Below are 18,823 nucleotides of genomic sequence, written 5' to 3'. Positions count from 1 at the left end.
CCGAGCATGCAAATCAAACTCGCCAACCCTCGCGGCTTCTGCGCGGGGGTCGACCGGGCGATCGAGATCGTCAACCGCGCGCTGGAGGTTTTCGGCCCGCCGATCTATGTGCGACACGAAGTGGTGCACAACAAGTTCGTGGTGGAAGACCTGCGCAACCGCGGTGCCATCTTCGTCGAAGAGCTGGACCAGGTGCCGGACGATGTCATCGTCATCTTCAGTGCCCATGGTGTTTCCCAGGCTGTGCGCCAGGAAGCGGCTGGCCGTGGCCTGAAAGTGTTCGATGCCACCTGCCCGCTGGTGACCAAGGTGCATATCGAGGTGGCCAAGTACAGCCGCGACGGCCGTGAGTGCATTCTCATCGGCCACGAAGGGCACCCGGAAGTCGAAGGCACCATGGGCCAGTACGACGCCAGCAACGGCGGTTCCATCTACCTCGTCGAAGACGAAGAGGATGTGGCCAGGTTGCAGGTGCGCGACCCGGATCACCTGGCCTTCGTGACCCAGACCACGTTGTCGATGGACGACACCAGCCGCGTCATCGACGCCCTGCGTGCACGCTTCCCGAACATCGGTGGCCCGCGCAAGGACGACATCTGCTACGCCACCCAGAACCGCCAGGATGCCGTGAAGCAGCTGGCCGGTGAATGCGATGTGGTGCTGGTGGTGGGCAGCCCGAACAGCTCCAACTCCAACCGCCTGCGCGAGCTGGCCGAGCGTATGGGCACCCCGGCTTACCTGATCGACGGTGCCGAAGACCTGCAACAAGGTTGGTTCGACCAGGTCGCTCGAATCGGCATCACCGCCGGTGCTTCTGCCCCAGAAGTGCTGGTGCGTGGCGTGATCGAGCAGCTCAAGGCCTGGGGCGCCACTGGCGCTGAAGAGCTGGATGGGCGGGAAGAGAACATCACGTTCTCGATGCCTAAAGAGCTGCGGGTTCGTTCGCTGATCTGATCAGGAACCTGCGCACAGAGGATCATTGGGATTGTCTGTGCGCAGGTCTATTCTGCCGGTGCTTGCCATAAACACACGATAGGGACTGGTGGGTTTATCGCAGACTACAAGCCTGCCGCTCATCTGGGCGTTGTTTGGCTGCATCGGAACACCCAAAGCACTGAACTTCACTTCTCCGCCAGTATTCGCTGTGATTTTCATTAGTCGAGAAAGCCGATGTTCACGCAGTACTTGCTGGTTATGCTCCAGCACTACCCGCCAACCATTCCCCCAATTACCGTCCAACGCCTGCACCAGCACCGGTTGGGTTTGCAGCATGGCATGGCTGCGCGCACTGCGCAGTGCTTGCGCCAAATCGCGGGCCGCTGCCGCCCGGTGTAGGTCATCGCTCATCGTTGCGTAGGCCGGTATACCGAGCTGTGTCAGCAAGACGGCCACAGCTAAGGCCGACAACATTTGAATCAGTGTTACGCCACGTTGCTTCACCGTGCATTCCTCCCTGGAAGTGCTTGGCTATAGCTTCACGTCCGCTGCCCAAGCGGTCTAGTCGGCCAGGTTCAAGGCTATCGCGGGAAAAGTCGCAGGAGGCGCAGGGATGCACGCAAGGCAACGGGGCATGACGCTTCTGGAGGTGCTGTTGGCAGTGGTGGTTGTGGCCGTGGGCATGTTCGCAACAGCAGCGATGCAGTTGCAGGCATTGCAGGCTGCGGACGGCGCGCGCCGTGATGGGCAGGCGGCTATGGCGGCGCACAGTGAGCTTGAGCGGAGGCGGCGATGAGCCACCGTCAGAGTGGGTTCGGTCTGCTTGAGGTGGTGATGGCGCTGGCCATTGGGCTAATGCTGCTGGCGGCGGCCAGCCAGCTCTTTGCCTCGGCACACCAGACCTGGCGCCTGCAAAGTACGGCGGTGCGTATGCAGGATGAAGCACGTCAGGCGTTGTTGCGTATGGCACAGGATATCCGCATGGCAGGCATGTTCGGCTGCCTGCGGATTCAGCCACGAGACTTCAAGGCCCCGGGCTCGCAGCAGGCTTTCGCCCGCCCGTTGGAAGTCGATTCCACGACTCTCAGCCTGGTTGTGGCGGAGCTTCCCGGACATGCAGGTAAGTCTGAATGGTTTTTGCACACTGACTGCATCGAGAAAGTCAGCGTGGATGAGAACCCAGAAGAGGGCTATCCACTGGCGTTCCCAATCAGCAGGTACGTCTACCAGCTCCAAGGCAATCAGCTGAAATTCAAGCGAAGAAAGAGCTTTCAGCCGTTGGTTGAGAATGTCAAAGAGGCGAGTTTCAAACTCGTGCAAACGCTGCAGGGCGAAAGGGTAGATATCGCGCTGACGTTATACGAGCCCGCGCTCAAGCTCGAACAGCGCCATGAGTTGAGTGTGGCGCTGCGTAACCCGGTGCCGAGTTCATGAAGCGACAACGCGGTGTCGTGCTGCTGTTGGCGTTGGTACTGAGCCTGCTGCTCGGCTTGCTCACAGCCTCTGCCTTGCGTGATGCCTTGGTGGAGACGCGCATGGCCGGCTACCTGCGCGATGGCCTGCTGGCGTTCGAAGAGGCAGAGGCCACATTGCAGGCCGGTGCAGATGAACTGCTGCGGGCACCTCCAGGCCAATGCCAGATGTGCCTGCCCCCGCCCCACCCGCACGATTTGACTGGGCAGTGGCAGGGCAGCAAAAGCGGCTACTTCCAGATCCAGCATCTAGGCATGAGCGAGCGCGCTGCGCACATGCCGGAAGGGCCGCAAGTTGCTTTGTACCGGGTAACCGCCGTCAGCCGGCAAGCACAAGCCCGGCAGGTTCTGGAAGCCGTCTACGCCGTGGCCGGCGACACAATCCAGCGCATCACCTGGCGCCAAAGACTGAGAGGAGACTGACATGCAGCAAGGCTTGAGCCTGATCGAGTTGTTGATTGTGCTGGCCGTGACCGGCATTCTGGCAGCCATTGCCTACCCCAGTTACAGCGACCAGCTTCGGCGAGCCGCGCGCAGCGAAGTGGTTGGCCTGCTGCACGATGCCGCCATGCGCCTGGAGCGCCACCGCGTGCGCACCGGCCAATACGCCGAAGGCGACCCGGCCTTGCCCGACGGCACCCGCTATTACAGCCTGCAGGCCCAGCGCGACAGCGACACCTTCACGCTGCGCGCCCGGCGGCTGCCGCATGGGCTGATGGCGCAGGACGGCTGTGGCGACTTCCAGCTTGACCAGGCCGGCGTGCAGCGCAATCCGGGTGCTGTTGAACACGGCGCCCACTGCTGGGGAAGCTGAAGGTTGAATGATGCCCCGTGCATCGCGGTTTTACTTCAGGTGTTGGATCGACAGATGAGCAAGCAAGTAGTGGTGGTCGGTGGCGGGGTGATCGGCCTGCTGACGGCGTTCAACCTGGCGGCGAAGGTCGGGCAGGTGGTGGTGTGTGACCAGGGCGAGGTCGGCCGTGAGTCGTCATGGGCCGGTGGTGGCATTGTTTCGCCGCTGTACCCGTGGCGCTACAGCCCGGCGGTGACCGCCCTGGCGCACTGGTCGCAGGATTTTTATCCACAGCTGGGCGAGCGTTTGTTCGCCAGCACCGGTGTCGACCCCGAAGTGCACACCACCGGCCTGTACTGGCTGGACCTGGACGACGAGGCCGAAGCGCTGGCCTGGGCCGAGCGCGAACAGCGGCCGCTGAGTGCCGTGGATATCTCGGCGGCGTATGATGCGGTGCCGGTGCTGGGCCCGGGCTTCAAGCGCGCCATTTACATGGCTGGCGTGGCCAATGTGCGCAACCCGCGCCTGGTCAAGTCGCTGAAGGCGGCGTTGCTGGCGCTGCCGAACGTAACCCTGCGCGAACACTGTCAGATCACCGGCTTCGTTCAGCAAGACGGGCGTGTCGCCGGTGTGCAGACGGCTGATGGCGTGCTGGCGGCGGATGAGGTGGTGCTCAGTGCGGGCGCCTGGAGTGGCGACCTCTTGCGTACCCTTGGCCTTGAGCTGCCGGTGGAGCCGGTGAAGGGTCAGATGATTTTGTTCAAGTGTGCCGAAGACTTCTTGCCGAGCATGGTGCTGGCCAAGGGGCGCTATGCAATCCCGCGTCGCGATGGGCACATTCTGGTCGGCAGTACGCTGGAACATGCCGGGTATGACAAAACCCCGACCGGGGATGCGCTGGAAAGCCTGAAGGCGTCGGCGGTGGAGTTGTTGCCTGAGCTTGAGGGGGCCACCGTGGTTGGGCACTGGGCGGGACTGCGGCCGGGGTCGCCGGAAGGTATTCCTTATATCGGGCCGGTGCCGGGGTATGCGGGGTTGTGGCTGAACTGCGGCCATTACCGCAACGGGCTCGTGCTGGCGCCGGCTTCGTGCCAGTTGTTCACCGACCTGTTGACCGGGGCCGAGCCTATCATCGACCCGGCGCCGTATGCGCCAGAAGGGCGTTTGGGCTGAAATCGCCGGGGCTGCAAAGCAGCCCCAAGAAGTCAACGCGGTGCCTGCAGGTGCCTGTTGGGGTAATGCTGCTCATACACCTTGCACACCCGCAGCACCTGCTCATCGGCAAAGCGCCCGGCTACCACCTGCAGCCCCACCGGTAATCCTTCGTGGGTAAACCCACAAGGCACCGAAGCCGCCGGCTGCTGGGTCAGATTGAAGGGATAGCTGAACGGCGTCCACTCCATCCACTGCGCCATCCCCGACCCAGGCGGCACGTTGTGCCCGGCTTCGAATGCCACCAGCGGCAGCATCGGCGATACCAGCACGTCATAGCGCTGGTGGAAGGCATTCATCTGCGCAATCAGCGCCGCCCGTGCTTCCAGCGCCTGGGTGTATTCGCCAAGGCCGATCCTGGCGCCTTGCTCGGCAATCCAGCGTAGCCCGGGGTCAAGCAATGCTCGCTGTTCATCGCTCAAGGCACTGGCCAACCGCGCCGCGCCGGCAAACCACAGGGTATTGAAGGTTTCCAGCGGGTCGCTGAACCCCGGGTCCACCTCTTCCACCTGCGCGCCCAGCCGTGCCAGGCGCTGCACTGCTTGCGCTACCAGTGCCTGGATTTGCGGGTCGACCTGCACGTAACCGAAGTTGGCACTGTAGGCGATGCGCAGGCCGCTCAGGTCTTGTTGCTGGCCCATCCACGGCGCCTGCCGTGGTGCGCCGGCCAGCCCGTCGCGGGCATCGGGGCGGGCGACGCAGTCGAGCATCAGTACCGCGTCGTCTACGGTACGCGTCATCGGCCCCAGGTGCGACAGCACGGTCATGGCGCTGGCCGGCCATTGCGGCACATAGCCGAAGGTCGGTTTGATGCCGAAGGTGCCGGTAAAAGCACACGGGATACGAATCGAGCCGCCGGCATCGCTACCCTGGTGCAGCACCCCCAGGTTTAGTGCAGCGGCGGCCGCAGCCCCCCCGGACGAGCCTCCGGCAGTCAGCCTGGTATCCCAGGGGTTGCGGGTGATGCCGTACAGCGGGTTGTCCGTCACCCCCTTCCAGCCGAACTCCGGCGTGGTGGTCTTGCCCACCAGCACTGCGCCGGCTTCACGCATGAACGCGGTGAAGGGGGCATCGACGTCCCACGGCCCAGCGCCGGAGGTGGTGCGGGACCCTTTGCGGGTGGGCATGCCACGGGTCAGGGTCAGGTCTTTGATCGAGGCGGGTACGCCATCCAGCCGGCCACAGGGCTCGCCCCGTTGCCAGCGCTGCTCGCTGGCGCGGGCGGCGGCGCGAGCACCTTCACCGTCGACATGGCAGAAGGCGTTGACTGCCGGATTGTGCAGGTCGATGCGCGTCAGCACGTCGTCGACCACCTCGACCGGCGACAGCTGACGACGCTGGTACAGTTCGAGCAATTCGACGGCGGTGAACTCACCCAACGCGGTTTTCTGGGTCATCTCAACGGGCTCCCGGGTTGGCGGCCTGGAACATGGCACGCAGCAGGACGTCACAGCCGTCGGCCAGGTCTTGCGGCGCGGCATTTTCGATTTCGTTGTGGCTGATGCCACCCTCGCATGGCACGAAGATCATCCCGGCCGGGCCCAGCTCGGCGAGGAAGATGGCATCGTGGCCGGCGCCACTGACGATATCCATATGGCTCAGGCCCAGCGTGCGTGCGCCCTGGCGCACGGCGTCCACGCACTGCTCGGCGAAGTACAGGGGCGGGAAGTCGGCGGTCGGGGTCAGCTGATAGCTCAGCCCGTGCCTGGCCGTGCTGCTTTCGATGGCCGTGCGTACTTCGTTCACCATGGCAGCGAGCTGCCCGGGGTCGAGGTGGCGCAAGTCGATGGTCATGTGTACCTGGCCGGGGATGACGTTGCGCGAGCCCGGGTGCAGGGTCAGGCAGCCGACTGTGCCGCAGGCATGTGGCTGGTGGGCGTGGGCCACGCGGTTGACCGCAGCCACCACCTCGGCCGCACCAACCAGGGCGTCCTTGCGCAGGTGCATCGGGGTGGGGCCGGCATGGGCCTCGACACCGGTCAGCACCAGATCGAACCATTTCTGGCCCAGGCAGCCTTGGACAACACCGATGGTAGTGCGCTGATCCTCCAGCACCGGGCCCTGCTCTATATGTGCTTCGAAGTAGGCACCGACGGCATGCCCGGTGGGCACACGCGGGCCGGCGTAACCAATGCGCTGCAGCTCGGCGCCGACCGACAGGCCCTGGTCGTCGACCTTTTCGAGGGTTTCCTGCAGGCCGAACTTACCGGCGAACACACCCGAGCCCATCATGCAGGGCGGGAAGCGTGAGCCTTCTTCGTTGGTCCACACCACCACTTCCAAGGGCGCTTCGGTGGTCAGGTCGAGATCGTTCAGGGTGCGGATCACTTCGAGGCCAGCCATGACGCCATAGCAGCCATCGAACTTGCCACCGGTGGGTTGGGTGTCGATGTGGCTACCGGTCATCACGGGGGGCAGGGCAGGGTTGCGGCCGGGGCGGCGGGCGAAGATGTTGCCGATGGCGTCGATGCTGACGGTGCAGCCGGCTTCTTCGCACCAGCGCACGAACAGGTCGCGGGCCTGGCGGTCGAGGTCGGTCAGCGCCAGGCGGCATACGCCACCCTTGGCGGTGGCGCCGAGCAGGGCCAGGTCCATCAGCGATTGCCACAGGCGCTCGCGGTTGACCTGCGAACCTTGGCCGAGCACGTGCTGTGAGGGATCGATGCGGGTGTTCATAGGCGTTCTCCTTTCAGGCGCTCAGGGCCAGGTAACGGTTTTTGATGCTCGGGTCCTCACGGAACTGCGCCGCGCTGCCCTGGTAGGCGACCCGGCCCTGCTCCAGCACGTAATGGCGGTCGGCAAGGGCATCGCAGACCATCAGGTTCTGTTCCACCAGCAGGATTGATAGGCCCTCGTCCTTGATGCGCCGCAGGATCTTCACCAGCTCGTCGACAATCACCGGGGCCAGGCCTTCGGTGGGTTCATCGAGGATCAGCAGCTTGGGGCCGTTGAGCAGGGCGCGGGCGATGGCCAGCATCTGCTGCTCGCCACCGGACAGCGCGAAACCACCATTGCGGCGCCGCTCCTTGAGCCGTGGGAACATGCTGTAAACGTCTTCCAGCTGCCAGCGGCTGGTTTTGCGCACGGCAATTTTCAGGTTCTCCTCGACGCTGAGCTGGCGGAATATGCCGCGGTGTTCGGGCACCAGGGCAATGCCGAGCCGGGCGATATCGAAAATTTCGCGGCCCACCAGTGGCTGGCCGTTGAAGCTGATCTGCCCCTGCCGTGGGCGGACGATGCCGAGGATGCTGCGCAAGGTGGTGGTCTTGCCCGCACCGTTGCGCCCAAGCAGGGTTACCAGTTCACCGGCCTCGACCTTGAGCGAAACCCCTTCGAGCACATGGCTCTTGTCGTAGTAGGCGTGGATCGAATCGACGTTGAGCATCAGGCGGCCTCTCCAAGGTAAGCGGTGCGAACGCGCTCGTCGTTGCGCACCTGTTCAGGGGTACCCTCGACCAGAATCTGACCGTGGCTCATCACCGTGATGCGCTGGCTGATCGACATGACGATGCTCATGTTGTGCTCGATCAGCAGCACGGTATGGTCGCGGCCAAGGTCGCTGATCAGGTCGGTCATTACCGGGATATCGTCGATACCCATGCCCGAGGTGGGCTCGTCGAGCATCAGCAGGGTGGGCCTGGCGCAGATCGACATGCCCACTTCCAGTACCCGTTGCTGGCCGTGCGACAGCTCACCGGCCAGGGTTTCGGCGCGGGCGCTCAGTTTCAGGCGCTCCAGCACCTGGTCGGCGGTGTTCCAGTGGCTGCGCTTGTGCTCGACACTGCGCCAGAAGTTGAGCGCGCCCAGGCCATCACGGCCTTGGGCGGCCAGGCGCAGGTTTTCGCGCACGGACAGGTTCTGGAACAGGCTGGTGAGCTGGAACGAACGGGCCATACCCAGTGCCACCCGCCCGTGGGATGGCTTGCGGATGATGTCCTGGCCGTTGAACAGGATCTTGCCAGCGGTGGCCTGGCGCTCGCCGGTCAGGCAGTGGAACAGGCTGGTCTTGCCGGCGCCGTTGGGGCCGATGATGGTGTGGATGGTGCCGGCGCGCACTTTCAGGTCAACGCCCGCAACCGCCTTGAACGGCCCGTAGGCCAGCTCCAGCTGGCGGGTTTCCAGGAGGTAGTCGCTCATCACAGGGTCTCCTTGGTCTTGGCCTGGGGTTTGTCGTTGGCGTTGCGGGTGGCCAGCAGGCGTTTGCCCAGTTCGGCCAGGCCACCCCACAGGCCGCCACGCATGAACACCACGACGAGGATCAGGATGACCCCCAGCAGCATCAGCCAGCGTGGCCACAGCTCCGACAGCACGTCGCCCAGCAGCACGATGGCGCCGGCCCCCAGCAGCGAGCCGAACAGCGAGCCGGTGCCGCCGACGATGGTCATGATCAGGATGTTCTCGCTCATCATCAGGTCGATGTTCGACAGCGGTGCAAAGTGCAGCAGCATGGCGTACAGCGCTCCGGCGATACCGGTGATGGCGCCCGACAGCATGAACACCAGGATCTTGAAGTGGCGGGTGTCGTAGCCGATGGCGGCGGCGCGGGTTTCGTTCTCGCGGATGGCCAGCAGGGTGCTGCCGAACGGCGAGCGGATGACCCGCAGGGCTGCGGCGAAGATCAGCAGGAACAGCACCGCCACAAACACATAGAAGTGCCGCGGGTCGGCCAGGTCGACCAGCACATGGCCGGCGATTTCGATGTTCGGCCGGGGCACATCGAGCAGGCCGTTGTCACCGCCGGTCCAGCCGCTGAGGGTGTAGGCCAGGAAGTAGGCCATCTGGCTGAAGGCCAGGGTCAGCATGACGAAGTAGATGCCGGTGCGGCGAATCGCCAGTGCGCCCACCAGCAATGCCAGGAAGGCGCCAAACACGGCAGCCCCCAGCAGCGCGGCGAACATGCCCCACTGCAGGTGGATCATCAGCAGCGCCGCGCCATAGGCGCCCACGCCAAAGAAGATGCCCTGGCCGAACGACAACAGGCCGGTGTAGCCCAGCAGCAGGTTGCAGGCCAGCGCGGCCAGGGCAAAGATCAGTATCTCGGTGGCCAGGGTGGCCGACGGCAGCAGCAGTGGCAGCGCCACCAGACTGGCAACCACCAGCAACAGTAGCGCCGGGGCGCGGCCCTTAGCGACTGGCAATGGATTTTTCTCGCTCATCTCAGGCTCTCCCGAACAGGCCATAGGGACGGACCAGAATCACGGCGGCCATGGCGCCGTAGATCATCAGGCTTGCACCTTGCGGCCAGAGGCTGGTCATCATGCTTTGCACCACACCTACCAGCAGGCCGCCAACCAGCGCACCGCCGAACGAGCCCATGCCGCCGATCACCACCACCACGAAGGCAATGCCGAGAATTTCCGGACCGACGAAGGGTTGCGCACCCCGTAGCGGGGCGAACAGCACACCCGCCACGCCGGCCAGGCCCACGCCCAGGGCGAAGGTCAGGGAAAACAGGCGGAAAATATTTGTGCCCAGCAGCGACACGGTTTCGGTGCTTTCGCTACCTGCCCGCACCAGTGCGCCGAAGCGGGTGCGCTCCAGCAGCAGCCACAGGCCAAGGCCGATCAGCGCGGCGAAACCGATCAGGAACAGGCGGTAGTAGGGGTAGATGAAGTCACCGAGGATCAGCACCCCGCGCAGCTCGGGCGGTACCGCAATGTTCTTGCCCACCGGGCCCCAGATCAGCACCGAGGCTTCCTGGATGATCAGCGCGATGCCGAGGGTGACGAGGATCTGGAAGGTGTGCGGCAGGTGGTAGATGCGCTTGATCAACAGGCGCTCGACCGCCCAGGCCAGGGCGGCCACCACGAGCGGTGCAATCAGCAGTGCCAGCCAGAAGTTGCCGGTGATGGCCACGGCGGTGTAGCACAGGTAGGCGCCCAGCAAGAAGAACGCGCCGTGGGCGAAGTTGACGAAGTTGAGCAGGCCGAAAATGATCGTCAGGCCCACGGCGATGAGGAAGTAGATCATCCCCAGGCCCAGGCCGTTGAGCAGTTGGAACAGGTACAAATCGAGCATGAGCGTGCCCTCGACAGCGCGCGGTGCGGCTGCCTGTACGAGTGTGTGTGACTAACGCCGTGGCTTCAGGCCAGAGCGCAACCGGTGTGGTCGACCTCGACGAACGAACGGCCCGAGCTGATGACTTCGGCCAGGTCGTCTTCGTCGCGCATCTGCCCCTGAGGCTTGCCGCGCAGCAGGTAGTAATCCTTGAGTACCTGATGGTCGCCAGGGCGGATCAGTTCTTCGCCGGTCGGGCCCTGGAAGCGCATGCCCTGCAATGCCGCAGACACGGCGGCACCCTCCAGGCTGCCAGCTTTGATGATGGCCTCAAGCATGACCTTGGTGCCGATATAGTCGGCAGCCAGCGGGTAGTTGGGGTTGATGCCATAGGCCTTGCGGGTGGCGGCAACCAGTTGCTTGTTCAGCGGGGTATCGACCTGGTGCCAGTACTGGGCACCCAGGTACACGCCTTCGAGCACGTCGCTGCCCAGCTCCTGGAACTGGTCGAGGCCGGCAGACCACACCATCAGTACTTTCATGCGGTCCTTGATGCCGAAGTTGACGGCTTGGCGCAGGGCATTGGAGGCCTGGCTGCCGAAGTTGAGCAGCACCAGCACATCGGGTTTGGCGGCGATGGCGTTGGTCAGGTAGCCGGAGAACTCCTGCTCCTGCAGCGAGTGGTAGCTGTTGCCGATGTGTTCCACGCCAAGCTCGGCAAACACCTTGCGGGCGTTGTCCAGCAGGGCGTCGCCGAACACGTATTGCGGGGTGATGGTGTACCAGCGTTTGGCCTCGGGCAGCTGGCGGCTCATGGGCACCAGGGTTTCGCGGATGGCGCCGTAGGTGGGCACCGACCAGCGAAAGGTCGAGGCGTTGCAGTCTTTACCGGTGATTTCGTCGGCGCCCACAGGCGTCATGAACACGCCGCCGGCCTTGTGGATTTCCTTCGACACCGCCAGTGCCGAAGACGACAGTGTGCAGCCCTGGAAGAAGCGTGCGCCATCCTGGCCGATGGCTTCCTGTACCTTGCGCACCGCCTTGCCGGCGTTGCCTTCGGTGTCGATGACCTTGTACTTGAGCGGGTGGCCGAGCAGCTGCGGGTACTCGGCGATGGCCAGGCGCGACCCCATGTCGGCGTACTTGCCGTAACTGGCGAAGGCGCCCGACATGGACTTGAGCCCATACAAGGTCAGCGGTTGGTCGGCGAATGCCCGGTGCGCTCCCAAGGGGAGGCTACCTAAGGCACCCAGGGCAAGGCCTGCCTTGAGCAGGGTACGTCTTTGCATGAGTAACTCCTTGGTTGTGGTTATTAGGCAGGAGTGGCAATGACAAAGCGGGTACGGCCGGGCCTGTGTGCAGGCCTCTTTCCAGGCGCATCAGTGGTGGTGGTCGAACTCCAGCAGGAAGTTGCGGGCAACCTCGCCTTCCAGCGCGGTCATGTGGTGCTCGGCGTCGCACATGTGCTCATGCATCAGCCGGCGTACAGCGGGTTCGTCGCTGGCGCGCAGGGCGGTCAGCAGTTGCTTGTGGTAGTCGATGTTGGCGGCGGCGAACTGCTGGCGCTTGGGCAGGTAGGCCTTTTTCAGCACCACCAGGTCGCGCAGCAGGTCGTTGAGGAACACCGCCATGAACCGCAGCAACGGGTTCGGGCAACGGTCGGCCAGCAGCGTGTGGAATTCCAGCTCTGCCAGGCGTTGCTCGCGCTGGCCTTCCTCGCTGTCTTCCGGTGCGCTGCAGAAGTCGATGTTGGCCTGCAGCGCGGCGTAGTCGGCTTCGCTCAGCTTGCCCATCACCGACACCGCCAGCTCGACCTCGATGACTTTGCGCAGCTGGTAAACCTGCTCGCCGTCCAGGTGCTGGAAGTGCAGGTAATTGCGCAGCGCGCGGCTGGCCGGCTCGGTACCTACTTCATTGAGGTAGGCGCCGCCTGTCGGGCCGGTACGGGTACTGACCAGGCCTTCGACTTCCAGTGCCTTGAGCGCTTCGCGGGCGGTGCCCTTGGAGCACTCGAAATGCTCCATCAGCTCACGCTCGGTGGGCAGGCGGTCACCGGGGTGCAGCGCTTCGGTGACGATCGAGCGCTTGACCGATTCGACGATCACATCGGACAGCTTCTGGCGCTTGCGTTTGGGTTTGAGCATTTCGCTATTTTTCATATTTATGCGGATAAATAGGATTTAGCGAGTTTTGCCAGGGTGGGTCAATGCTGATGGCGGGGAAGGGGTCGTAATTGGTGCGAAAGGGTCGGGGAGGGATAAGTGATGCTGGGTTCACAGGCCTCTTCGCGGGCATGCCCGCGAAGGGATTCAGGTGATACTGGCTCAGCCTTGGCGGCCAGGGCCTTGTTGCAGGTGTGCCTGGCTGCAATACCACTCATTGCCCTGCTGCAGCGCCCGGTCGTTGGGCAAATGCACGCCACAATGGGCACAGCGCACCATCTTCAGCGGCGCATCCAGCTTCGCCTCGGGGTGCGATTGCTGGCTGACTTTGAACTTGCGCCACAGCCAGAACGCGGCGGCGATCAGGGCGATCCAGAAAAGTAGGCGAACCATGGTGTCCAGCTTGTCGGTTGAAGAAGCCGACAGTCTAGGACGCGGCCAATAAAAAAGGGAGGCCCAAGGCCTCCCTTTCATTTACCGCTGTGTGTCAGTCAAACAGACCAAAAGTCATGTAGCTGAACCAGGAGCGGTCTTTCTCGGCTTCTTTCGGGCCTTCCGGCACGATCGGGTCGCCGTTCTCGTCCTTCGGCAGCAGCTCTTGCGGCATCTCGTCGCGCGCGTCCTGGAACTGCTTGACCACGTCCTGGTTGGCGCGGGTTTCGCCCGGCGGCAGCGGGGTGTCGGTTTCGATCAGGCCCAGGGTGGCCTTGGACAGCCAGCCGCGGCCGTCAGACTCGGTCTGCTTGGGCTGGAACTCGCCATCGACCAGGCTCGGGTGGTCCGGGTAGTTGAGCTTGAGGGTTTCCAGGCTGCTGGCGGCCAGCTCGTCCAGGTGCATCTTCTGGTACGACTCGACCATCACCGCCAGGCCGTCACCGACCGAGGGGGTTTCCTGGAAGTTTTCGACCACGTAGCGGCCACGGTTGGCGGCGGCCACATAAGCCTGGCGGCTCAGGTAGTAATCGGCCACGTGGATTTCATACGAGGCCAGCAGGTTGCGCAGGTAGATCATGCGCTGCTTGGCGTCTGGCGCGTAGCGGCTGTTGGGGAAGCGGCTGGTCAGCTGGGCGAACTCGTTATACGAGTCGCGGGCGGCACCCGGGTCACGCTTGGTCATGTCCAGCGGCAGGAAACGCGCCAGCAGGCCACGGTCCTGGTCGAACGAAGTCAGGCCCTTGAGGTAGTAGGCGTAGTCCACGTTCGGGTGCTGCGGGTGCAGGCGGATGAAGCGCTCTGCGGCCGACTTGGCAGCCTCGGGCTCGGAGTTCTTGTAGTTGGCGTAGATCAGCTCGAGCTGCGCCTGGTCGGCATAGCGGCCGAACGGGTAGCGCGATTCCAGAGCCTTGAGCTTGTTCACGGCGCTGGTGTAGCTGGAGTTGTCCAAGTCAGCTTGCGCCTGCTGGTACAGCTCGGCTTCGCTGAGGTTCTCGTCAATGACCTCTTTATTGGAGGAACAGGCCGCGGTAAGCCCGAGGATGGCGATCAGCAGCAGGTGTTTCACTTGCATGGCGGCTTGCGTCCCTTTGACGGCCGCTGTCTTGGGCGGTGCCGTCCTGTTATGATGAGCGCCCCGGCCAACCCCGGGACAAAAGAAGCCGTATTTAACCACAAGCTCGCAGCCGAAACCAAAGGCTGTGCGCCCGCCGAATCGAGCATGTCCGAGATCATTCAACTTAGCGCAGAGGTACCGTCCGATCTGGGCGGTCAACGCCTCGACCAGGTCGCCGCCCAATTGTTCGCCGAGTACTCGCGTTCGCGGCTTACTACGTGGATCAAAGAAGGCCGCCTGACGGTCGATGGCGCCGTCGTGCGTCCTCGCGATACCGTTTATGGTGGCTCCGTGCTTGCTCTGGAGGCCGAGCAAGAGGCCCAGGGCGAGTGGATCGCAGAAGACATCGAGCTGGATATCGTCTACGAAGACGACCACATCCTGGTGATCAACAAGCCTGCGGGCCTGGTTGTGCACCCGGCCGCCGGCCATGCCAGCGGTACCCTGCTCAATGCGCTGCTGCACCACGTGCCAGACATCATCAACGTGCCGCGTGCCGGTATCGTTCATCGCCTGGACAAGGACACCACGGGCCTGATGGTGGTGGCCAAGACCTTGCAAGCGCAGACCAAGCTGGTTGAGCAGATGCAAGCCCGCAAGGTCAGCCGCATCTATGAGTGCATCGTGATTGGCGTGGTGACCTCCGGTGGCAAGATCGATGCCCCGATCGGCCGCCACGGCGGTATGCGTCAGCGCATGGCCGTCACCGACGGCGGCAAGCCGGCGGTCAGCCACTACCGTGTGCTCAAGCGCTTCCGCTCGCACACCCATGTGCGGGTCAAGCTGGAAACCGGCCGTACTCACCAGATTCGCGTGCACATGGCCCATGTCGGCTTCCCGCTGGTGGGCGATCAGACGTACGGTGGGCGCTTCCGCATTCCGCCGGCTGCCAGCCCAACCATGGTTGAGGCGGTGAAAACCTTCCCGCGTCAGGCTCTGCATGCGCGTTTCCTCGCCTTGGCCCACCCGATTACCGGTGAAGTCATGAAGTGGGAGTCGCCACTGCCGGATGACTTCCTCTGGTTGCTGACGCTGCTGAACGAAGACCGCGAGAGCTTTATCGGATGAGTGGCCTGACGCAGTCGCTGTTGTTTCCCGACTGGCCGGCCCCGGCCTCGGTTCGCGCCTGTGTCACCACCCGTCAGGGCGGCGTCAGCCTGCCGCCCTACGAAACCTTCAACCTTGGCGACCACGTAGGGGATGAGCCTGCGGCGGTCGCCGAGAACCGCCGTCGCCTGAGCGGCGAATTCGCCATCCAGCCGGCCTGGCTCAAGCAGGTGCATGGGCTGGTAGTGGCGGATGCCGACCCGGCCGTGGTGGCCGAGGCCGACGCCAGCTGGACCGACCGGCCAGGCGTTGCCTGTACCGTGATGACCGCCGATTGCCTGCCTGCGCTGTTCTGCGACCGGGCGGGGACGCGCGTGGCAGCAGCGCATGCGGGCTGGCGCGGGTTGGCCGGTGGCGTGCTGGAAGCCACGCTGGACCGCCTGGCGCTGCCGCCAGAAGAGGTGCTGGTGTGGTTGGGGCCGGCCATTGGCCCGCAGGCCTTCGAAGTAGGGCTGGAAGTGCGTGAAGCCTTTACGGCGGTGCATCCGGAAGCGGCCCGTGCTTTTGTCGAGGGTGAGCGGCCGGGCAAGTTGATGGCGGATATCTACGAGCTGGCGCGTATTCGCCTGGCTGCCCGTGGGGTGACCGCTGTGTATGGTGGCGGATTGTGCACGGTCAGCGATGCGCGGTTCTTCTCTTATCGCCGTACCCCGCAGGGTGGGCGGTTTGCATCGTTGGTCTGGCTGGACCCACGCTAGCCTGTACCGGTCTCTTCGCGGGTTTACCCGCTAATGCCCCAGCGACAATCCAACAGGTTGACCCCGGTCAACCCCGCTACGCTTGAATCTTCCAGAATCAGCCTTATCTATAAGGTCATCTCAGGCAGGTTTCTTCATAAACAGGCGCTGTCCATCGCTCCGACCTGCCCTTTAAAGGAAGGTACACCATGCGAATAGACCGTTTGACCAGCAAGCTGCAACTTGCAATATCCGATGCCCAATCCCTGGCCGTTGGCATGGACCACCCCGCCATCGAGCCCGTGCACCTGCTGCAGGCGCTGCTCGAACAGCAGGGCGGCTCCATCAAGCCCCTGCTGATGCAGGTTGGCTTCGACATCAACAGCCTGCGCCAGGGGCTTGTGAAAGAGCTCGACCAGCTGCCGAAGATCCAGAACCCCACCGGTGACGTGAACATGTCGCAGGACCTGGCGCGCCTGCTCAACCAGGCCGACCGCCTGGCCCAGCAGAAGGGCGACCAGTTCATTTCCAGCGAGCTGGTGCTGTTGGCCGCCATGGACGAGAACAGCAAACTCGGCAAACTGCTGCTGAGCCAGGGCGTGACCAAGAAGGCCCTGGAAAATGCCATCAACAACCTGCGCGGCGGCGCGGCAGTGAACGATGCCAACGCCGAAGAGTCGCGTCAGGCGCTGGACAAGTACACCGTCGACCTGACCAAGCGTGCCGAAGAAGGCAAGCTGGACCCGGTGATTGGCCGTGACGATGAAATCCGCCGTACCGTGCAGGTGCTGCAACGCCGCACCAAGAACAACCCGGTGCTGATCGGTGAGCCTGGCGTGGGTAAAACCGCCATCGCCGAAGGCCTGGCCCAGCGCATCATCAACGGTGAAGTGCCCGACGGCCTCAAAGGCAAGCGCCTGCTGGCGCTGGACATGGGCGCGCTGATTGCCGGTGCCAAGTACCGTGGCGAGTTCGAAGAGCGGTTGAAAGGCCTGCTGAACGAGCTGTCCAAGCAGGAAGGCCAGATCATCCTGTTCATCGACGAACTGCACACCATGGTCGGCGCCGGCAAAGGCGAGGGCGCCATGGACGCCGGCAACATGCTCAAGCCAGCCTTGGCCCGTGGCGAACTGCACTGCGTTGGCGCTACCACGCTGAACGAGTACCGTCAGTTCATCGAGAAGGACGCTGCGCTGGAGCGCCGCTTCCAGAAGGTGCTGGTAGAAGAGCCCAGCGAAGAAGACACCATCGCCATTCTGCGTGGCCTGAAAGAGCGTTATGAAGTGCACCACAAGGTGGCCATCACTGACGGCGCCATTATCGCTGCGGCCAAGCTCAGCCACCGCTACATCACTGATCGCCAGCTGCCCGACAAGGCCATCGACCTGATCGACGAAGCCGCCAGCCGCATCCGCATGGAGATTGACTCCAAGCCGGAAGTGCTCGACCGCCTTGATCGCCGCCTGATCCAGTTGAAGGTGGAATCGCAGGCACTGAAGAAAGAAGAAGACGAAGCGGCGAAAAAACGCCTGGAGAAGCTCACCGAGGAAATCGAGCGGCTGGAGCGTGAGTATTCCGACCTGGAAGAAATCTGGGCTTCGGAAAAGGCCGAAGTGCAGGGCTCGGCGCAGATCCAGCAAAAGATCGAGCAGGCCCGCCAAGAGCTGGAAACCGCCCGTCGAAAAGGTGACCTGAGCCGCATGGCCGAACTGCAGTACGGGGTAATCCCGGACCTGGAGCGCAGCCTGCAGATGGTCGACCAGCACGGCAAGACCGAGAACCAGTTGCTGCGTAACAAGGTGACCGAGGAAGAAATTGCCGAAGTGGTATCGAAGTGGACCGGTATTCCGGTGGCCAAGATGCTCGAAGGCGAGCGGGAAAAGCTGCTGAAGATGGAAGAACTGCTGCACCAGCGCGTGATTGGCCAGGGCGAGGCGGTAACTGCTGTGGCCAACGCCGTGCGCCGCTCGCGTGCCGGGCTGTCCGACCCTAACCGGCCAAGTGGCTCGTTCCTGTTCCTCGGCCCGACCGGTGTGGGCAAGACCGAGCTGTGCAAGGCGCTGGCCGAGTTCCTGTTCGACACCGAAGAGGCCATGGTGCGTATCGACATGTCCGAGTTCATGGAGAAACACTCCGTGGCTCGCCTGATCGGTGCACCACCAGGCTACGTCGGTTACGAAGAGGGCGGTTACCTGACCGAAGCGGTACGGCGCAAGCCTTACTCGGTGGTGTTGCTGGATGAGGTGGAGAAAGCCCACCCGGATGTGTTCAACGTGCTGTTGCAGGTGCTGGAAGACGGCCGCCTGACCGACAGCCACGGGCGCACCGTGGACTTCCGCAACACCGTGATCGTGATGACCTCCAATCTGGGCTCGGCGCAGATCCAGGAACTGGTGGGCGACCGCGAAGCGCAGCGTGCAGCGGTGATGGATGCGGTGGGTTCGCACTTCCGCCCAGAGTTCATCAACCGTATCGACGAAGTTGTGGTGTTCGAACCACTGGGCCGCGAGCAGATTGCCGGCATTACCGAAATCCAGCTGGGCCGCCTGCGCAGCCGCTTGCTGGAACGCGAACTGTCGCTGAGCCTGAGCCCGGAGGCGTTGGACAAGCTGATTGCCGTGGGTTACGACCCGGTTTATGGCGCACGGCCGCTGAAACGTGCCATCCAGCGCTGGATCGAAAACCCGCTGGCGCAGCTGATTCTGGCGGGCAAGTTCTTGCCGGGTACGGCGATCACCGCCAAGGTGGAAGGCGACGAAATCGTCTTTGGCTGATTCTGTTGCACCATGAGCCCCGCATTTGCGGGGCTTTTTTTGGCCGTTAACCTATACCGGCCCCAGTAAAATCGGGGTTTCGCGGATATTCTGGATAACCTGCTGAAATTTTTGAAATTTTTGCTTGCATCAATTTCCGAGTGC

Annotated in this window: 20 protein-coding genes; 9 read left to right on the top strand and 11 right to left on the bottom strand. The window is 63.4% G+C overall.

Annotated features, from left to right (window positions below; genetic code table 11):
- Nucleotides 1-6 precede the first annotated feature (6 nt).
- Nucleotides 7-954 carry a 4-hydroxy-3-methylbut-2-enyl diphosphate reductase gene (gene ispH / locus ACF8R4_RS15895; protein WP_060501374.1) on the top strand — a complete coding sequence of 316 codons (948 nt, stop codon included), beginning with the start codon at nt 7-9 and terminating at the stop codon, nt 952-954.
- Here the strand turns inward: ispH and ACF8R4_RS15890 are convergent, their stop codons facing one another.
- Nucleotides 955-1,440: a GspH/FimT family pseudopilin gene (locus tag ACF8R4_RS15890; protein ID WP_392492871.1), complete on the bottom strand. Its 486-nt coding sequence runs from the start codon at nt 1,438-1,440 to the stop codon at nt 955-957. It lies immediately after the preceding gene.
- 109 nt (nt 1,441-1,549) lie between these two features.
- On the opposite strand from ACF8R4_RS15890, the gene ACF8R4_RS15885 reads away from it, so the two are divergent.
- Genes ACF8R4_RS15885 through thiO form a run of 5 tightly spaced genes read left to right on the top strand, consistent with a single transcriptional unit; the run spans nt 1,550 to nt 4,374 of the window.
- On the top strand, nt 1,550-1,732 hold the full coding sequence (locus tag ACF8R4_RS15885; RefSeq protein ID WP_060501379.1) for a prepilin-type N-terminal cleavage/methylation domain-containing protein: 183 nt from the start codon (nt 1,550-1,552) through the stop codon (nt 1,730-1,732).
- The gene (locus ACF8R4_RS15880; protein WP_392492870.1) at nt 1,729-2,370 is read left to right on the top strand and encodes a PilW family protein; all 642 of its coding nucleotides are present in this window, start codon (nt 1,729-1,731) and stop codon (nt 2,368-2,370) included. Before ACF8R4_RS15885 ends, ACF8R4_RS15880 begins: the two co-directional genes overlap by 4 nt.
- The gene (locus ACF8R4_RS15875) at nt 2,367-2,831 is read left to right on the top strand and encodes a hypothetical protein (RefSeq protein ID WP_060501382.1); all 465 of its coding nucleotides are present in this window, start codon (nt 2,367-2,369) and stop codon (nt 2,829-2,831) included. The genes ACF8R4_RS15880 and ACF8R4_RS15875 overlap by 4 nt, the downstream gene beginning before the upstream one ends.
- A gap of 1 nt (nt 2,832) precedes the next feature.
- Nucleotides 2,833-3,222: a type IV pilin protein gene (locus tag ACF8R4_RS15870; RefSeq protein ID WP_060501385.1), complete on the top strand. Its 390-nt coding sequence runs from the start codon at nt 2,833-2,835 to the stop codon at nt 3,220-3,222.
- Between the two features lie 54 nt (nt 3,223-3,276).
- The gene (thiO, locus tag ACF8R4_RS15865) at nt 3,277-4,374 is read left to right on the top strand and encodes a glycine oxidase ThiO (RefSeq protein WP_060501387.1); all 1,098 of its coding nucleotides are present in this window, start codon (nt 3,277-3,279) and stop codon (nt 4,372-4,374) included.
- A 32-nt stretch (nt 4,375-4,406) separates the two neighbouring features.
- Here thiO and ACF8R4_RS15860 read toward each other — a convergent pair whose 3' ends face one another.
- The 10 genes from ACF8R4_RS15860 to ACF8R4_RS15815 all read right to left on the bottom strand — a co-directional run bounded on the left by ACF8R4_RS15860 (nt 4,407) and on the right by ACF8R4_RS15815 (nt 14,079).
- Nucleotides 4,407-5,810, bottom strand: a complete 1,404-nt coding sequence (locus ACF8R4_RS15860; RefSeq protein ID WP_156868211.1) for an amidase — start codon at nt 5,808-5,810, stop codon at nt 4,407-4,409.
- 1 nt (nt 5,811) lies between these two features.
- Entirely contained in the window at nt 5,812-7,089 is a 1,278-nt protein-coding gene (locus ACF8R4_RS15855; RefSeq protein ID WP_263298226.1) for a Zn-dependent hydrolase, read from the bottom strand.
- 13 nt (nt 7,090-7,102) lie between these two features.
- Complete coding sequence (locus tag ACF8R4_RS15850; protein ID WP_016713401.1) at nt 7,103-7,798, bottom strand: ABC transporter ATP-binding protein; 696 nt, start codon at nt 7,796-7,798, stop codon at nt 7,103-7,105.
- A complete protein-coding gene (locus tag ACF8R4_RS15845; protein ID WP_060501394.1) occupies nt 7,798-8,550 on the bottom strand; it encodes an ABC transporter ATP-binding protein in 753 nt (250 codons plus the stop codon). Before ACF8R4_RS15845 ends, ACF8R4_RS15850 begins: the two co-directional genes overlap by 1 nt.
- A complete protein-coding gene (locus ACF8R4_RS15840) occupies nt 8,550-9,569 on the bottom strand; it encodes a branched-chain amino acid ABC transporter permease (protein WP_025754951.1) in 1,020 nt (339 codons plus the stop codon). Before ACF8R4_RS15840 ends, ACF8R4_RS15845 begins: the two co-directional genes overlap by 1 nt.
- A 1-nt stretch (nt 9,570) precedes the next feature.
- A complete protein-coding gene (locus ACF8R4_RS15835) occupies nt 9,571-10,431 on the bottom strand; it encodes a branched-chain amino acid ABC transporter permease (protein ID WP_016713397.1) in 861 nt (286 codons plus the stop codon).
- Nucleotides 10,432-10,496: 65 nt separating this feature from the next.
- On the bottom strand, nt 10,497-11,699 hold the full coding sequence (locus ACF8R4_RS15830) for an ABC transporter substrate-binding protein (protein ID WP_392492868.1): 1,203 nt from the start codon (nt 11,697-11,699) through the stop codon (nt 10,497-10,499).
- A 90-nt stretch (nt 11,700-11,789) separates the two neighbouring features.
- Nucleotides 11,790-12,554 (bottom strand): FadR/GntR family transcriptional regulator, encoded by a 765-nt coding sequence (locus ACF8R4_RS15825; RefSeq protein ID WP_003247561.1) that lies wholly within the window; start codon nt 12,552-12,554, stop codon nt 11,790-11,792.
- Nucleotides 12,555-12,734: 180 nt separating this feature from the next.
- The gene (locus ACF8R4_RS15820) at nt 12,735-12,965 is read right to left on the bottom strand and encodes a PP0621 family protein (RefSeq protein WP_016713394.1); all 231 of its coding nucleotides are present in this window, start codon (nt 12,963-12,965) and stop codon (nt 12,735-12,737) included.
- A gap of 94 nt (nt 12,966-13,059) precedes the next feature.
- Entirely contained in the window at nt 13,060-14,079 is a 1,020-nt protein-coding gene (locus tag ACF8R4_RS15815; RefSeq protein WP_016713393.1) for an outer membrane protein assembly factor BamD, read from the bottom strand.
- A 147-nt stretch (nt 14,080-14,226) separates the two neighbouring features.
- Between ACF8R4_RS15815 and rluD the strand changes: the two genes are divergently transcribed.
- The 3 genes from rluD (at nt 14,227) to clpB (ending at nt 18,679) form a co-directional block, all read left to right on the top strand.
- On the top strand, nt 14,227-15,189 hold the full coding sequence (gene rluD / locus ACF8R4_RS15810; protein ID WP_026020366.1) for a 23S rRNA pseudouridine(1911/1915/1917) synthase RluD: 963 nt from the start codon (nt 14,227-14,229) through the stop codon (nt 15,187-15,189).
- Entirely contained in the window at nt 15,186-15,926 is a 741-nt protein-coding gene (gene pgeF, locus ACF8R4_RS15805; protein WP_060501399.1) for a peptidoglycan editing factor PgeF, read from the top strand. Before rluD ends, pgeF begins: the two co-directional genes overlap by 4 nt.
- Nucleotides 15,927-16,114: 188 nt before the next feature.
- Nucleotides 16,115-18,679 (top strand): ATP-dependent chaperone ClpB, encoded by a 2,565-nt coding sequence (clpB, locus tag ACF8R4_RS15800; RefSeq protein WP_025754954.1) that lies wholly within the window; start codon nt 16,115-16,117, stop codon nt 18,677-18,679.
- The last annotated feature ends 144 nt before the right edge of the window (nt 18,680-18,823 follow it).

This window comes from Pseudomonas sp. FYR_2, from assembly GCF_043106425.1.
Taxonomy (GTDB): domain Bacteria; phylum Pseudomonadota; class Gammaproteobacteria; order Pseudomonadales; family Pseudomonadaceae; genus Aquipseudomonas; species Aquipseudomonas monteilii.
This window is presented reverse-complemented; position numbering and strand designations above follow the sequence as displayed.

What these genes read in the sequence shown, in the direction of transcription:
- ispH (WP_060501374.1), top strand. Translation starts at nt 7, where the DNA reads ATGCAAATCAAACTCGCCAACCCTCGCGGCTTCTGCGCGGGGGTCGAC.
- ACF8R4_RS15885 (WP_060501379.1), top strand. Translation starts at nt 1,550, where the DNA reads ATGCACGCAAGGCAACGGGGCATGACGCTTCTGGAGGTGCTGTTGGCA.
- ACF8R4_RS15880 (WP_392492870.1), top strand. Translation starts at nt 1,729, where the DNA reads ATGAGCCACCGTCAGAGTGGGTTCGGTCTGCTTGAGGTGGTGATGGCG.
- ACF8R4_RS15875 (WP_060501382.1), top strand. Translation starts at nt 2,367, where the DNA reads ATGAAGCGACAACGCGGTGTCGTGCTGCTGTTGGCGTTGGTACTGAGC.
- ACF8R4_RS15870 (WP_060501385.1), top strand. Translation starts at nt 2,833, where the DNA reads ATGCAGCAAGGCTTGAGCCTGATCGAGTTGTTGATTGTGCTGGCCGTG.
- thiO (WP_060501387.1), top strand. Translation starts at nt 3,277, where the DNA reads ATGAGCAAGCAAGTAGTGGTGGTCGGTGGCGGGGTGATCGGCCTGCTG.
- ACF8R4_RS15860 (WP_156868211.1), bottom strand. Translation starts at nt 5,810, where the DNA reads ATGACCCAGAAAACCGCGTTGGGTGAGTTCACCGCCGTCGAATTGCTC.
- ACF8R4_RS15855 (WP_263298226.1), bottom strand. Translation starts at nt 7,089, where the DNA reads ATGAACACCCGCATCGATCCCTCACAGCACGTGCTCGGCCAAGGTTCG.
- ACF8R4_RS15850 (WP_016713401.1), bottom strand. Translation starts at nt 7,798, where the DNA reads ATGCTCAACGTCGATTCGATCCACGCCTACTACGACAAGAGCCATGTG.
- ACF8R4_RS15845 (WP_060501394.1), bottom strand. Translation starts at nt 8,550, where the DNA reads ATGAGCGACTACCTCCTGGAAACCCGCCAGCTGGAGCTGGCCTACGGG.
- ACF8R4_RS15840 (WP_025754951.1), bottom strand. Translation starts at nt 9,569, where the DNA reads ATGAGCGAGAAAAATCCATTGCCAGTCGCTAAGGGCCGCGCCCCGGCG.
- ACF8R4_RS15835 (WP_016713397.1), bottom strand. Translation starts at nt 10,431, where the DNA reads ATGCTCGATTTGTACCTGTTCCAACTGCTCAACGGCCTGGGCCTGGGG.
- ACF8R4_RS15830 (WP_392492868.1), bottom strand. Translation starts at nt 11,699, where the DNA reads ATGCAAAGACGTACCCTGCTCAAGGCAGGCCTTGCCCTGGGTGCCTTA.
- ACF8R4_RS15825 (WP_003247561.1), bottom strand. Translation starts at nt 12,554, where the DNA reads ATGCTCAAACCCAAACGCAAGCGCCAGAAGCTGTCCGATGTGATCGTC.
- ACF8R4_RS15820 (WP_016713394.1), bottom strand. Translation starts at nt 12,965, where the DNA reads ATGGTTCGCCTACTTTTCTGGATCGCCCTGATCGCCGCCGCGTTCTGG.
- ACF8R4_RS15815 (WP_016713393.1), bottom strand. Translation starts at nt 14,079, where the DNA reads ATGCAAGTGAAACACCTGCTGCTGATCGCCATCCTCGGGCTTACCGCG.
- rluD (WP_026020366.1), top strand. Translation starts at nt 14,227, where the DNA reads ATGTCCGAGATCATTCAACTTAGCGCAGAGGTACCGTCCGATCTGGGC.
- pgeF (WP_060501399.1), top strand. Translation starts at nt 15,186, where the DNA reads ATGAGTGGCCTGACGCAGTCGCTGTTGTTTCCCGACTGGCCGGCCCCG.
- clpB (WP_025754954.1), top strand. Translation starts at nt 16,115, where the DNA reads ATGCGAATAGACCGTTTGACCAGCAAGCTGCAACTTGCAATATCCGAT.